Consider the following 13,119-nt stretch of genomic DNA (forward strand, 5'->3'; position numbering starts at 1 on the left):
GCCGCAAGTTTAGTAACGAATCAGGGCGGGCGCCGATTTCCTCTGATCCGACGAAGGGGGCATCTGCGGGTTGTGTGTCGAAGGGCGACGCGATACTGTATATCCGAACAGTATAGGGCGTGCCCCATGGAACTCATCGACAAGCTCAGCATTCTCGCCGACGCCGCGAAGTACGACGCGTCCTGCGCCAGCAGTGGCGCGCCCAAGCGCAGCTCCGAAGGCAAGAGCGGATTGGGTTCCACCGATGGCATGGGCATTTGCCACAGCTACACGCCGGATGGGCGTTGCGTGTCGCTGCTGAAGATTCTGCTGACCAATTTCTGCCTCTATGACTGCCAGTATTGCGTCAACCGCCGCTCCAGCGATGTGCCCCGGGCGCGCTTCACCCCGGAAGAAGTGGTGACGCTGACCCTGGATTTCTACCGGCGCAATTGCGTCAGCGGCTTGTTTCTGAGTTCCGGGATCATTCGATCGGCTGACTACACCATGGAGCAACTGATCCGCGTCGCCAAACTGTTGCGCGAAGAGCATGAATTCCGTGGCTATATCCACCTCAAGACCATCCCCGAAGCCGATCCTGCGCTGATTGCCGAAGCGGGGCGCTATGCCGACCGGTTGAGCGTCAACATCGAACTGCCCACCGATGCGAGCCTGCAAACCCTGGCGCCGGAAAAGCAACTGGGCTCGATCAAGCAGGCGATGCAGACCATCTACACCGGTGAGCAAACCGTGCTCAACGAACCTCGGGCGCCGAAATTCGCCCCGGCCGGGCAGAGCACGCAGATGATCGTCGGCGCCGATGACACCGACGACAGCACCATCCTCCATAGTGCCCAGGCACTGTATGGCAACTATCGCTTGCGCCGGGTCTATTACTCGGCGTTCAGCCCGATCCCCAACAGCCCGAAAAGCGTGCCCCTGGCCGCGCCGCCACTGATGCGCGAACACCGTTTGTATCAGGCTGATTTTCTCCTGCGCAGTTATGGCTTCACTGCAGGCGAGTTGTTCAAGGGGCCGGGAGACCTGGCCTTGGACATGGACCCGAAACTGGCCTGGGCGCTGGAGAATCGTGATGTGTTTCCTCTGGACCTCAATCGCGCCGAAGCTTCGTTGATCGCCCGTATCCCCGGAATCGGCCTGCGCACCACTGAGCGGCTGGTGGAGTTGCGTCGGCAACGGCGCATTCGCTATGAAGACCTGGCACGTATGCGCTGCGTGCTGGCCAAAGCCAAGCCGTTCTTTATCACCAGCGATTACCACCCACAGCAGGCGGAAGTCACCAGTCACTTGCTCTATCAGCAACTGCGGGACCGGCCGCAACCGCAGCAGATGGGGTTGTGGGGATGATCAGCCTGGATTGCGACGACCTGTTCGACACTTGGCGCCAGCAGGCGCGGTGGTTGCTCAGCCATGAAATCGATCCGAGCCTGGTCAGTTGGGCTTCGGAAGGCGTGGTGGACCTGTTTGCCAGCGATGATGCGCCACCCGATGGCAATGGTCCGTTCCAGGCGCGCATTCCATTGGCCTTGCTCGGTATCCTGGAGGGCGCCGCCCGTTATCGTGGCGATCAGCGCTGGAGCCTGCTGTATGAGGTGTTGTGGCGGGTCAGTCATGGTGATCGCACGGCGATGCTGGCCGGTGACAAGCTCGGCAGTGAATTGCAGCGACGGATCAAGCAGGTGCAGCGCGAAGCGCATCACTTGCATGCGTTTGTGCGATTCGTCGAGCGGCCCAAGCATGCCGAAGGCCCGCAATACGTGGCGTGGCATGAACCGGCCCACGACATCCTGCACAGCGCCAGCGAGCACTTTGTCGGACGCATGGGCCGTCACCGTTGGTTGATCGCCACCCCTCGCGATGGCGTTTACTACGATGGCGAGCAGTTGATCCACGAGCGGCGCTGCCCGATTGAATGGCAACAACTGGCGCAAAACGTCGACGACCCCCACGGCGATATGTGGTTGGCCTACTACAGCCACATCTTCAACCCGGCGCGGTTGAACCCGAAGGTCATGCAGGGGCATTTGCCGGCGCGGTTCTGGAAAAACCTGCCTGAAGGGGTGTTGATTCCGGGATTGATCACCCAGGCGCGCACGGGCAAACAGCAGGATGGGCAGGCGAGTGGAATCAAGGGAAGGGGCGGTAAGCGGATTGCGTTGGGAGATAGCGAGCGCGGTTCTGCGGTGAATACGGAGTAGGTGTAGACCGGGATTAAAATGTGGGAGCGGGCTTGCTCGCGAAAGCGGAGTGTCAGGCGATAAAGATGTCGACTGATATACCGCTTTCGCGAGCAAGCCCGCTCCCACAAGGGGTACTTCATTGAATTCGGGATGCATAAAAAAGCCCCCCATTGCCAGGCAATGGGGGGCTTTTGTGCAACTGGCGTCAGGTCAAACCTTGACGATCCAGCCTGCTGGCGCTTCGATGTCGCCGGTCTGTACACCGGTCAGCTCCTTGTAGAGCTTCTGGGTGACCGGGCCGACTTCGGTTTCGCTGTGGAACACGTGCAGGTGGTCGTTGTAGCTGATGCCGCCGATCGGGGTGATCACAGCAGCGGTGCCGCAAGCGCCGGCTTCCTTGAAATCCGACAGTTTGTCGATCAGCACGTCGCCTTCGATCACTTCCAGGCCCAGACGGGATTTTGCCAGCTCGATCAACGACAGGCGGGTGATGCCTGGCAGGACCGACGGCGAGTTCGGGGTAACGAACTTGTTGTCGTGGGTGATCCCGAAGAAGTTGGCCGAACCGACTTCCTCGATTTTGGTGTGGGTCATTGGGTCCAGGTAGATGCAGTCGGCGAAGTGCGCCTTCTTGGCTTGGGAGCCCGGCATCAGGCTGGCGGCATAGTTGCCACCGACCTTGGCCGCACCGGTGCCTTGTGGGGCGGCGCGGTCGAAGCTGGAGATCAGGAAGTTGTGCGGGGTCAGGCCACCCTTGAAGTAGGCGCCGACCGGAATGGCGAAGATCGAGAAGATGAACTCGGGCGCAGTACGCACGCCGATGTTGTCACCCACGCCGATTACGAACGGACGCAGATACAGCGCGCCGCCAGTGCCGTAAGGCGGAATGAAACGCTCGTTGGCGCGGACCACGGCTTTGCAGGCTTCGATGAACTGTTCGGTTTCGACGAACGGCATCAGCAGGCGTGCGCAACTGCGCTGCATGCGCAGGGCGTTCTGGTCCGGACGGAACAGGTTGATCGAGCCGTCCTTGCAACGATAGGCCTTCATGCCTTCGAAGCACTGCTGGCCATAGTGAAGAGCCGTCGAGCCTTCGCTGATGTGCAGCACGTTATCTTCGGTCAGGGTGCCTGCGTCCCACTCGCCATTGCGCCAGTACGACAGATAGCGTTTGTCGGTCTTGATGTAGTCAAAACCCAGCTTGTCCCAATTGATGCTTTCGTTACCCATGACACCCTCTATCACTGAACAACCGCCGAAACGGTTCAAGGCTTCTGACGTTTTTTGGATGGGGACAACAATACTTCATTCCGGGCCGGTTTCGCAGCCCGGACTATCGGGTGATTGGCAGATAAATGATGTCGCCCTTGAGAATTCGCGAGCAAGCCCGCTCCCACATTGGTTTTGTGTACGCCAACATTCCAATGTGGGAGCGGGCTTGCTCGCGAAGAGGCCATCACCTACACCATCAATTTCCCGGAATTACAAATGCAGCGCATGCCCCAAGGCACGCAACGCCGCTTCCTGCACCGCCTCGCCCAGCGTCGGATGCGCATGGATGGTGCCTGCGATATCTTCCAGCCGGGCGCCCATTTCCAGGCTCTGGCCGAACGCCGTCGACAACTCCGAAACCCCTACACCGACCGCTTGCCAGCCCACAATCAGGTGATTGTCCCGACGAGCGACTACTCGAACGAAGCCGGTTTTCGATTCCAGGGTCATCGCCCGGCCATTGGCGGCGAACGGGAAGCTGGAGACGATGCAGTCCAGACCGGCCGCTTCGGCTTCGGCCGGGGTCTTGCCGACCACCACCAATTCCGGGTCGGTAAAGCACACGGCAGCGATAGCGGTCGGGTTGAATTCGCGGGTTTTGCCACTGATCAACTCGGCAACCATCTCACCCTGGGCCATGGCCCGGTGGGCGAGCATCGGTTCGCCGCTGAGGTCGCCGATGGCGTAGACGTTGCGCATGCTGGTCTGGCAGCGGTTGTCGATCTTGATCGCCGAACCGTTCATCGCCAGGTTCAGCGCTTCGAGGTTCCAGCCCTGGGTGTTCGGCTTGCGACCGACGGCCACCAATACCTGATCAGTTTCAAGATTCAAAACGTCGCCATTCGGATCAAGCACTTGCAGCGTATTGCTCGCAGAATCAAAGCCTTGAACGCTGTGCTTCAAGTAAAGCTTCACGCCGAGATGCTTCAGCGCTTCGTGTACCGGATGGGTCAGTTCGGCGTCGTAGGCCGGCAGGATGCGATCCTGGGCCTCGACTACGCTGACTTCGGCACCGAGTTTGCGATAGGCAATCCCCAGTTCCAGACCGATGTAACCACCACCGACCACGATCAGGCGTTTAGGTACGCTTTTCGGCGCCAGGGCTTCGGTGGAGGAGATGATCGGCCCGCCAATCGGTAGCATCGGCAGGTTGACGCTCTTGGAGCCGGTGGCCAGCACCAGGTGTTCGCACTGGATCCGCGTGTCGCCGACTTCAACGGTCTTGCCGTCGATGACCTTGGCCCAACCCTGGATGACCTGGATTTTGTGCTTTTTAAGCAGCGCCGACACGCCCGTGGTCAGGCGATCAACGATGCCGTCCTTCCACTCCACGCTTTTGGTGATGTCGAGGGTCGGCGCCGAAACGCTGATGCCCAGGGCCGAGTGCTGGCTGTGGTGTTGCGTCTGGTGAAACTGCTCGGCGACGTGAATCAGCGCCTTCGACGGAATGCAGCCAATGTTCAGGCAGGTGCCGCCCAACGATTCGCTTTCCACCAGAATGGTCGAAATGCCCAACTGGCCGGCACGGATCGCTGTCACGTAACCGCCAGGGCCGCCGCCGATGATCAGCAGCGTGGTGTTCAAGTTTTGCATTTCCTACTCCACAAACAGGGTGGCGGGTTGTTCGAGCAGGCCACGAATGGCCTGGATGAATTGCGCCGCGTCCATGCCATCGACCACCCGGTGATCGAAGGAGCTGGAGAGGTTCATCATCTTGCGAATCACGATCTGGCCTTTGACCACCATCGGGCGTTCAACGATTTTGTTCACGCCGACGATTGCCACTTCCGGCAGGTTCAGCACCGGCGTACTGACGATACCGCCCAACGCGCCGAGGCTGGTCAGGGTGATGGTCGAGCCGGACAGTTCATCGCGGCTGGCCTTGCCATTACGTGCAGCGGTGGCCAAACGTGAAATTTCCGACGCGCTGTCCCACAGGCTGCGGGCTTCGGCGTGACGCACCACCGGCACCATCAAACCGATATCGCTCTGGGTGGCGACGCCGACATGCACCGCGCCGAGGCGGGTGATGACCTGGGCTTCGTCGTCGTAGCGGGCGTTGATCTGCGGAAAGTCGCGCAGGGCAACCACCAGGGCGCGGACCAGGAACGGCAGCAAGGTCAACTTGCCGCGAGTCGCACCGTGTTTTTCGTTCAAGTGGGCACGCAGTTCTTCCACGGCGGTGACGTCGATTTCCTCGACATAACTGAAGTGGGCGGCGCGCTGGGTGGCGTCCTGCATGCGCTGGGCGATCTTGCGGCGCATGCCGATCACCGGGATTTGCTGCTCGTCGGTACGCTGAGCGTAAGCGGCGGCCACCGGAGCGGACGCATTCGACTGACCTTCGGCCAGGTAGGCATCGAGGTCTTCGTGCAGCACGCGACCGGCCGGGCCAGTACCGCGCACCAGACGCAACTGGATGCCGAGGTCGAGCGCATGTTTGCGCACGGCCGGGGAGGCCAGCGGACGTTCGTCGGCCTCGCGAGCCACCATCGGGCCTTGGCACACGGCGGCTGGACGCGGCGCCGCGACCGGTTTGCTCGCAACCACTGTTTCAACTTTAGGCGCAGCAACCGGTGCTGCCGGAGCCGCAACAGCCGCAGGCTGCGCAGACTCTTTAACGTTCCCCGCACCTTCAACTTCAATGCTGATCAAAATGCTGCCAACCGCCATGACTTCGCCCGGCTCGCCGCCCAGGGAAATCACCTTGCCATGCACCGGCGAAGGGATGTCGACCATCGCCTTGTCGGTCATGACATCGGCCAGCACCTGATCTTCGACCACCATGTCGCCGACCTTGACGTGCCACACCGACAACTCAACTTCTGCAATGCCTTCGCCAATGTCCGGCATTTTAATAACGTGCGTGCCCATTCAGACCTCCATAACCCGTTTCAACGCCGCGCCCACTCGGGACGGCCCTGGGAAATACGCCCACTCTTGCGCGTGCGGGTAGGGGGTGTCCCAACCGGTGACGCGTTCGATCGGCGCTTCCAGGTAGTGGAAGCAATGCTCTTGCACCAGGGCGACCAGTTCGGCGCCGAAACCGCAGGTGCGGGTGGCTTCGTGAACGATCACGCAGCGACCGGTTTTCTTCACGGATTTGACGATGGTCTCAAGGTCCAGCGGCCACAGGCTGCGCAGGTCAATGACTTCCGCGTCGACACCGCTTTCTTCAGCGGCGACTTGCGACACATAAACCGTGGTGCCGTAGGTCAGGATCGTGACTTCCTTGCCCGGACGGGCGATGGCGGCGACGTCCAGCGGCACGGTGTAGTAACCGTCCGGCACTTGTGCGGCGGGGTGTTTCGACCACGGGGTTACCGGGCGGTCGTGGTGGCCGTCGAACGGGCCGTTGTACAGGCGTTTTGGCTCGAGGAAGATTACCGGGTCATCGTTTTCGATGGACGCGATCAGCAAGCCCTTGGCGTCGTACGGGTTGGACGGCATCACGGTGCGCAGGCCGCAGACCTGAGTGAACATCGCCTCGATGCTCTGGCTGTGGGTCTGGCCGCCGTAGATGCCGCCGCCGCAGGGCATGCGCAGAGTCATCGGCGCGGTGAACTCGCCGGCAGAGCGATAACGCAGGCGCGCCGCTTCGGAAATGATCTGGTCGGACGCCGGGTACACGTAGTCAGCAAATTGAATCTCGGCCACCGGCCGCAATCCATAGGCGCCCATGCCCACGGCAACGCCGACGATCCCGCTTTCGGAAATTGGCGCATCGAACACCCGAGAGGTGCCGTACTTGGTCTGCAAACCTTCGGTGCAACGGAACACGCCACCAAAGTAACCCACGTCCTGGCCGAACACCACGACGTTGTCGTCGCGCTCAAGCATCACGTCCATGGCCGAGCGCAGGGCCTGGATCATGGTCATGGTGGTCGTGATCATGGCGGTTTCCAATTCAATGCTGGTGTTGTGGTCGTTCATGTCAGATCCCCAACTCTTGACGCTGGCGCTTCAAGTGCTCCGGCATCTCTTTGTAGACGTCTTCGAACATCGTCGCGGCGCTTGGCGTCTGGCCACCGGCGAGGGTGCCGTACGTTTCGGCTTCTTTCTGCGCGGCAATCACTTCGGCTTCCAGTTCGGCGCTGACGGCGGTGTGTTCCTCTTCGGACCACTGGCCGATCTTGATCAAGTGCTGCTTGAGGCGCGCAATCGGATCGCCCAACGGGAAGTGGCTCCAGTCGTCGGCTGGACGGTATTTCGAAGGATCATCGGAGGTGGAGTGCGGGCCGGCGCGGTAGGTGACCCATTCGATCATGGTCGGGCCGAGGTTGCGGCGCGCCCGTTCGGCGGCCCAGGCAGAGGCCGCGTAGACCGCGACGAAATCGTTGCCATCGACCCGCAGGGAGGCAATCCCGCAACCAACGCCACGGCCAGCAAACGTGGTGGCTTCACCACCGGCAATCGCCTGGAACGTCGAGATCGCCCACTGGTTGTTGACCACGTTGAGGATCACCGGTGCCCGGTAAACGTGGGCGAAGGTGAGGGCGGTGTGGAAGTCGGATTCAGCGGTGGCGCCGTCGCCGATCCAGGCCGAGGCGATTTTGGTGTCGCCCTTGATCGCCGAGGCCATGCCCCAGCCCACGCCCTGGACAAATTGGGTGGCAAGGTTGCCGGAAATGGTGAAGAAGCCGTGATCGCGCACCGAGTACATGATCGGCAACTGACGGCCCTTGAGCGGATCGCGCTCGTTGGACAGCAGTTGGCAGATCAGGTCCACCAGCGGCACTTCGCGGGCCATCAGAATGCTTTGCTGACGGTAGGTGGGGAAGCACATGTCGTCGATGTTCAAGGCCAGGGCCTGGGCGCTGCCGATGGCTTCTTCGCCGAGGCTTTGCATGTAGAACGACATTTTTTTCTGACGCTGGGCGACCACCATGCGGTTGTCGAAAATCCGCGTCTTGAGCATGGCGCGCATGCCTTTACGCAGGATCTCGGATGGCACGCCTTCAGCCCACGGACCCAGGGCGTTGCCCTGGTCATCGAGCACGCGAATCAGGCCTTTGGCCAGATCAGCCGTGTCGGCGGGTTCTACGTCGATTGGGGGTTTGCGCACCGTGCCGGCGTCGGTCAGACGCAGGTAGGAGAAGTCGGTTTTGCAGCCGGGACGGCCCGAAGGTTCGGGAACGTGCAGGCGCAGCGGTTCGTACGCTTGGTTCATGGCTTCTACGCTCGATCTTGTGAATTTTTTGTAGTGAGCTGACGGTCATTCCATGGGTGATGGAAATCTTGTCCTACAAACATCATAGGCCCGGCACAGGAGAATATTTATCTGTGTTTCGTTGCGTTGGCGGTCATTTGAGGATAAAAAATCTGCATAAACAAAAATAACAGGTGGTTTTGTCTCATGCGCAAATTGGATCGTACCGATATCGGCATTCTCAACAGCCTTCAGGAGAACGCCCGCATCACCAACGCCGACCTTGCCCGCTCGGTCAACCTGTCGCCGACGCCGTGCTTCAACCGGGTCAAGGCCATGGAAGAATTGGGGCTGATTCGCGAGCAAGTGACGCTCCTGGATGCCGACCTGCTGGGGCTGCATGTGAATGTGTTCATTCATGTCAGCCTGGAGAAACAGGTGGAAGAAGCGTTGGCGCATTTCGAAGAGGCGATTTCTGATCGCCCGGAAGTGATGGAGTGCTACTTGATGGCGGGGGACCCGGATTATCTGATCCGAGTGTTGGTGCCGACGATTCAGTCGCTGGAGCGCTTCATGATGGACTTCCTGACCAAAGTCCCTGGCGTCGCCAACATTCGTTCGAGCTTTGCGCTCAAGCAAGTGCGCTACAAGACGGCGCTGCCGTTGCCGGCGAATGGGTTGACCCTCGCCTAAGGACAAAATCAAAAGATCGCAGCCTTCGGCAGCTCCTACAGGTGGCGGGTACATCCGCCGGATCACGGCTGCATGGGATCGTCGTAGGAGCTGGCGAAGCCTGCGATCTTTTGATCTTAAAGCTGGTTGATGGGGATCTTCAGGTAGGTGACGCCATTGTCCTCAGCCGGCGGCATGTTCCCCGCCCGTACATTCACCTGAATCGCCGGCAGCAACAGGTTCGGCATGCCCAACCCCGCATCACGCTGTGTGCGCATGGCGACAAATTCCGCTTCATCGATGCCGTCATGCACATGGATGTTGCTTTTACGCTGCTCACCCACGGTGCTCTGGCACTGCGGCTCACGTCCCTCGGGCGGGTAGTCGTGGCAAACGTACAGCCGAACACCGGCCGGGAAGGCCAGCAGCTTCTGGATCGAGGCAAACAACTGGTTGGCATTGCCCCCCGGAAAATCGCAGCGCGCCGTACCGACATCCGGCATGAACAGCGTGTCACCGACCAAAATCACATCACCGTTGATCAAATACGCCATGTCCGCCGGTGTATGTCCGGGGACGTGCAGGGCAGTGGCCTTGAGGTTGCCGATCAGGAACGACTCATCCGGCGCGAACAGGTGATCAAACTGTGAGCCATCCACACAGAACTCCGGCTCCAGATTGAACAGGCTCTTGAACACCCCCTGAACCTTGCTGATCGACTGCCCGATCGCGATTTTCCCGCCCAGCTCCCGGCGCAGGTACGGCGCGGCGGAGAGGTGATCGGCATGGGCGTGGGTTTCCAGCAGCCATTGCACTTGCAACTGGTATTCACGCACGAAAGCGATGATGCGATCAGCCTGGACGGTGGTGGTGCGCCCGGCCGCCGGGTCGTAATCGAGCACCGGGTCGACGATCGCGCATTGCCCGCCAGCCTGCTCGTAGATCACGTAGCTGTAGGTCGACGAGGCGGGGTCGAGGAAGGCTTCAATCAGCGCGGGCATGGGACACGAACCTGTGCAAGGAGTGGGAAGACAGTAACCGGTTGCAACACTTTATGTTTACACATAATGTCTGCAGCTTAAGTGACGTCGAAGGCATCCTGCAAATGCAATCCAGTCTGACCGAATGTGAAGTCGCCCAACTGCGGGCATCGGCCTCCAAAGCTTGCGCGCTGCTCAAGGCTTTGGCCAACGAAGATCGCCTGTTGATCCTCTGCCAGTTAACTCAGGGCGAACGCAATGTCGGCGAGCTGGAAACCATGACCGGCGTGCGCCAGCCCACACTGTCCCAACAACTGGGCATCTTGCGCGATGAGGGCCTGGTCGCGACTCGGCGTGAGGGCAAGTACATTTTTTATGGGCTGGCCAGCCATGAAGTGATTCAAGTCATGAAGACCCTGTCCGGCCTGTATTGCGGGGCGGTACTGAAAAGCTGGGCCGGCCCCGATAAAGCAAACGCCGAATAACCTGTGGCGAGGGAGCTTGCTCCCGCTGGGCTGCGCAGCGGCCCCAAAATCTTTGTGAGCGCTGCGCACTCAAACGGGAGCAAGCTCCCTAGCCACACAGCAGTAAATAGGGAACAACCAATGAACGATCAACACTGGGGCCCAACCATCAGTGCAGACATCGTGGTGATAGGCGGCGGCACGGCAGGGATTGGCATGGTCGCCAGCCTGCTCAAGCGCGATCCGTCGTTGAACATCACCGTTATCGAACCCAACGCCCAGCATTTCTATCAGCCGGCCTGGACCCTGGTCGGCGGCGGCGCCTACAAGGTGCAAGACACCGTGCGCCCGATGGCCAGCGTCATGCCACGCGGGGCCACCTGGCTGCAAGCTGCGGTCACCGACATTGCTGCCGACAGCAAACACCTGACCCTCGATGATGGCCGCACCGTCGGCTATCAAAACCTCATCGTTTGCCCCGGCCTGCGCCTGGCCTGGGAGAAGATCGAAGGTTTGCAGGCGTCCCTCGGCCAAAACGGCGTCACTTCCAACTACAGCTATCAGCACGCAGCCTACACCTGGGATCTGGTGAAGAACCTGCGCGGTGGCAAGGCGATCTTCACCCAGCCGCCGATCCCGATCAAATGCGCCGGGGCGCCGCAAAAGGCCTTGTACTTGTCCTGCGATCATTGGTTGAAAAGCGGCGTGCTGAACAAGATCGACGTCGAGTTCAACCTGGCCGGGGCCGCGCTGTTCGGCGTGCCGACCTTCGTCCCGCCGCTGATGAAATACATCGAAAAATACAACGCACGGCTGGCCTTTACCTCCAACCTGATCAAGGTCGATGGCCCGACGAAAACCGCGTGGTTCGAGGTCAAGGATGCTGCGGGCGAAGTAATAACGCAGGCTAAAACCTTCGACCTGCTGCACGTCGTACCGCCTCAAGTATCCCCGGATTTCATCCGCCAAAGCCCCTTGGCCGACGCCGCCGGCTGGTGCGAAGTGAACATGCACAGCCTGCAACACGTGCGCTATCCCGAAGTCTTTGGCCTGGGCGATATCTGCTCCACCAGCAACGCAAAAACTGCCGCTGCGGTGCGCAAGCAGATCGTGGTGGTCGCCGAAAACCTGCTAGCCCAGCGCAAGCAACAACCGTTGCCACTGAAGTACGACGGCTACGGCTCCTGCCCACTGACGGTGGAGAAGGGCAAGGTGATCCTCGCCGAATTCGGCTACGGCGGTAAATTGCTGCCGACCTTTCCCCTGGACCCGACCGTGCCCCGTCGTTCGGCGTGGTGGCTCAAGGCGACGCTGCTGCCGTGGTTCTACTGGAACGGCATGCTCAAGGGCCGCGAGTGGCTGACTGCCGTGTCCAAGGTCGATTGAGAGAACCCTATGCTGCTGGCAAGTTTTTTTGGTGTGCTGATGGGCCTGGTGCTCGGTTTGACCGGCGCCGGGGGCGGGATTCTCGCGGTGCCGGCGTTGGTGCTGGGCCTGGGCTGGACCATGACCCAAGCAGCGCCGGTGGCGTTATTTGCGGTCGGTAGCGCGGCGGCGGTCGGCGCCATCGACGGTTTGCGCCATGGCCTGGTGCGCTATCGCGCGGCGTTGCTGATTGCTTTGATGGGAGCGATTTTCTCCCCGCTGGGCATCTTCTTCGCTCATCAGTTGCCGGAAAAAATCCTGATGGTCCTGTTCAGCCTGCTGATGGTCATGGTGGCGTGGCGGATGTTGCGCAGGGAGCGTCAGGACGAAGGCCCGAGCGACCACGGCCACGCCAACTGGGGCCAGAAAAACTGCATGCTCGATCAACAGACCGGACGCTTCTCCTGGACCGCCAAATGCACCGCGACCCTGGCGGCCCTCGGCGCGGTGACCGGCGTAGTCTCAGGGTTGCTGGGCGTGGGCGGCGGCTTCCTGATCGTGCCGGCCTTCAAGCAACTGACCGATGTGCAGATGCGCGGGATTATTGCCACCTCGTTGATGGTCATCAGTCTGATTTCGGCCATCGGCGTGATCGGCGCGTTCCATGCCGGGGTGCGGATTGATGGTTTGGGCGTGGCGTTCATCGTCGCCAGCATCGTTGGCATGGTCATTGGCCGCAAGCTGTGCGCACGGGTTCCGGCGCGGGCGTTGCAGGTGGGTTTCGCCAGCGTCTGCGTCGTGGTCGCCGCCTACATGCTGTTTAAAGCGGGCGTCTAGGCACTAGCCGATTAAACCTGGACCCCTGTAGGAGCGAGGCTTGCCCGCGAAAGCGGTGTGTCAGGCGACATGGATGTTGAATGTGACGGCCTCTTCGCGGGCAAGCCTCGCTCCTACAAAGGTTCTGTGGGGTTTTGTCGATCTGACACCACTCTCATCCCATGGAAGCGCCTGACCGCTACCCAAGTAGCATACGTCCC

General features: G+C 60.7%; 12 protein-coding genes. 6 read left to right on the forward strand and 6 right to left on the reverse strand.

The genetic code is table 11. From position 1 onward, the window contains the following. Window positions 1-126 precede the first annotated feature (126 nt). Together BK665_RS22395 and BK665_RS22400 are read left to right on the forward strand one after the other, a co-directional pair. The gene (locus BK665_RS22395; protein WP_123408799.1) at window positions 127-1,347 is read left to right on the forward strand and encodes a putative DNA modification/repair radical SAM protein; all 1,221 of its coding nucleotides are present in this window, start codon (window positions 127-129) and stop codon (window positions 1,345-1,347) included. After that, window positions 1,344-2,198: a TIGR03915 family putative DNA repair protein gene (locus BK665_RS22400; protein ID WP_123408800.1), complete on the forward strand. Its 855-nt coding sequence runs from the start codon at window positions 1,344-1,346 to the stop codon at window positions 2,196-2,198. Before BK665_RS22395 ends, BK665_RS22400 begins: the two co-directional genes overlap by 4 nt. A 192-nt stretch (window positions 2,199-2,390) precedes the next feature. Here BK665_RS22400 and BK665_RS22405 read toward each other — a convergent pair whose 3' ends face one another. The 5 genes from BK665_RS22405 to BK665_RS22425 all read right to left on the reverse strand — a co-directional run bounded on the left by BK665_RS22405 (window position 2,391) and on the right by BK665_RS22425 (window position 8,622). After that, the gene (locus tag BK665_RS22405) at window positions 2,391-3,410 is read right to left on the reverse strand and encodes a branched-chain amino acid aminotransferase (protein WP_123408801.1); all 1,020 of its coding nucleotides are present in this window, start codon (window positions 3,408-3,410) and stop codon (window positions 2,391-2,393) included. Window positions 3,411-3,662: 252 nt separating this feature from the next. Beyond that, a complete protein-coding gene (gene lpdA, locus BK665_RS22410; protein WP_123408802.1) occupies window positions 3,663-5,045 on the reverse strand; it encodes a dihydrolipoyl dehydrogenase in 1,383 nt (460 codons plus the stop codon). Window positions 5,046-5,048: 3 nt separating this feature from the next. Next, on the reverse strand, window positions 5,049-6,326 hold the full coding sequence (locus BK665_RS22415) for a dihydrolipoamide acetyltransferase family protein (protein WP_123408803.1): 1,278 nt from the start codon (window positions 6,324-6,326) through the stop codon (window positions 5,049-5,051). Continuing rightward, a complete protein-coding gene (locus tag BK665_RS22420; RefSeq protein WP_123408804.1) occupies window positions 6,327-7,385 on the reverse strand; it encodes an alpha-ketoacid dehydrogenase subunit beta in 1,059 nt (352 codons plus the stop codon). A gap of 1 nt (window position 7,386) precedes the next feature. Continuing rightward, window positions 7,387-8,622 carry a 3-methyl-2-oxobutanoate dehydrogenase (2-methylpropanoyl-transferring) subunit alpha gene (locus BK665_RS22425; RefSeq protein WP_123408805.1) on the reverse strand — a complete coding sequence of 412 codons (1,236 nt, stop codon included), beginning with the start codon at window positions 8,620-8,622 and terminating at the stop codon, window positions 7,387-7,389. A gap of 186 nt (window positions 8,623-8,808) precedes the next feature. On the opposite strand from BK665_RS22425, the gene bkdR reads away from it, so the two are divergent. Then, on the forward strand, window positions 8,809-9,294 hold the full coding sequence (gene bkdR, locus BK665_RS22430; protein ID WP_123408806.1) for a Bkd operon transcriptional regulator BkdR: 486 nt from the start codon (window positions 8,809-8,811) through the stop codon (window positions 9,292-9,294). A gap of 116 nt (window positions 9,295-9,410) precedes the next feature. Here bkdR and BK665_RS22435 read toward each other — a convergent pair whose 3' ends face one another. After that, on the reverse strand, window positions 9,411-10,274 hold the full coding sequence (locus tag BK665_RS22435; protein ID WP_123408807.1) for an MBL fold metallo-hydrolase: 864 nt from the start codon (window positions 10,272-10,274) through the stop codon (window positions 9,411-9,413). A 104-nt stretch (window positions 10,275-10,378) separates the two neighbouring features. On the opposite strand from BK665_RS22435, the gene BK665_RS22440 reads away from it, so the two are divergent. The 3 genes from BK665_RS22440 to BK665_RS22450 all read left to right on the forward strand — a co-directional run bounded on the left by BK665_RS22440 (window position 10,379) and on the right by BK665_RS22450 (window position 12,919). Then, window positions 10,379-10,738 carry an ArsR/SmtB family transcription factor gene (locus tag BK665_RS22440; protein ID WP_123409006.1) on the forward strand — a complete coding sequence of 120 codons (360 nt, stop codon included), beginning with the start codon at window positions 10,379-10,381 and terminating at the stop codon, window positions 10,736-10,738. A gap of 120 nt (window positions 10,739-10,858) precedes the next feature. Continuing rightward, window positions 10,859-12,103 carry an NAD(P)/FAD-dependent oxidoreductase gene (locus BK665_RS22445; protein WP_123409007.1) on the forward strand — a complete coding sequence of 415 codons (1,245 nt, stop codon included), beginning with the start codon at window positions 10,859-10,861 and terminating at the stop codon, window positions 12,101-12,103. Between the two features lie 9 nt (window positions 12,104-12,112). Continuing rightward, the gene (locus tag BK665_RS22450; RefSeq protein WP_123408808.1) at window positions 12,113-12,919 is read left to right on the forward strand and encodes a sulfite exporter TauE/SafE family protein; all 807 of its coding nucleotides are present in this window, start codon (window positions 12,113-12,115) and stop codon (window positions 12,917-12,919) included. Window positions 12,920-13,119: the final 200 nt, after the last annotated feature.

This window comes from Pseudomonas frederiksbergensis (assembly GCF_003732665.1).
In the GTDB taxonomy this organism is placed as follows: domain Bacteria; phylum Pseudomonadota; class Gammaproteobacteria; order Pseudomonadales; family Pseudomonadaceae; genus Aquipseudomonas; species Aquipseudomonas frederiksbergensis_G.

What these genes read in the sequence shown, in the direction of transcription:
- BK665_RS22395 (WP_123408799.1), top strand. Translation starts at nt 127, where the DNA reads ATGGAACTCATCGACAAGCTCAGCATTCTCGCCGACGCCGCGAAGTAC.
- BK665_RS22400 (WP_123408800.1), top strand. Translation starts at nt 1,344, where the DNA reads ATGATCAGCCTGGATTGCGACGACCTGTTCGACACTTGGCGCCAGCAG.
- BK665_RS22405 (WP_123408801.1), bottom strand. Translation starts at nt 3,410, where the DNA reads ATGGGTAACGAAAGCATCAATTGGGACAAGCTGGGTTTTGACTACATC.
- lpdA (WP_123408802.1), bottom strand. Translation starts at nt 5,045, where the DNA reads ATGCAAAACTTGAACACCACGCTGCTGATCATCGGCGGCGGCCCTGGC.
- BK665_RS22415 (WP_123408803.1), bottom strand. Translation starts at nt 6,326, where the DNA reads ATGGGCACGCACGTTATTAAAATGCCGGACATTGGCGAAGGCATTGCA.
- BK665_RS22420 (WP_123408804.1), bottom strand. Translation starts at nt 7,385, where the DNA reads ATGAACGACCACAACACCAGCATTGAATTGGAAACCGCCATGATCACG.
- BK665_RS22425 (WP_123408805.1), bottom strand. Translation starts at nt 8,622, where the DNA reads ATGAACCAAGCGTACGAACCGCTGCGCCTGCACGTTCCCGAACCTTCG.
- bkdR (WP_123408806.1), top strand. Translation starts at nt 8,809, where the DNA reads ATGCGCAAATTGGATCGTACCGATATCGGCATTCTCAACAGCCTTCAG.
- BK665_RS22435 (WP_123408807.1), bottom strand. Translation starts at nt 10,274, where the DNA reads ATGCCCGCGCTGATTGAAGCCTTCCTCGACCCCGCCTCGTCGACCTAC.
- BK665_RS22440 (WP_123409006.1), top strand. Translation starts at nt 10,379, where the DNA reads ATGCAATCCAGTCTGACCGAATGTGAAGTCGCCCAACTGCGGGCATCG.
- BK665_RS22445 (WP_123409007.1), top strand. Translation starts at nt 10,859, where the DNA reads ATGAACGATCAACACTGGGGCCCAACCATCAGTGCAGACATCGTGGTG.
- BK665_RS22450 (WP_123408808.1), top strand. Translation starts at nt 12,113, where the DNA reads ATGCTGCTGGCAAGTTTTTTTGGTGTGCTGATGGGCCTGGTGCTCGGT.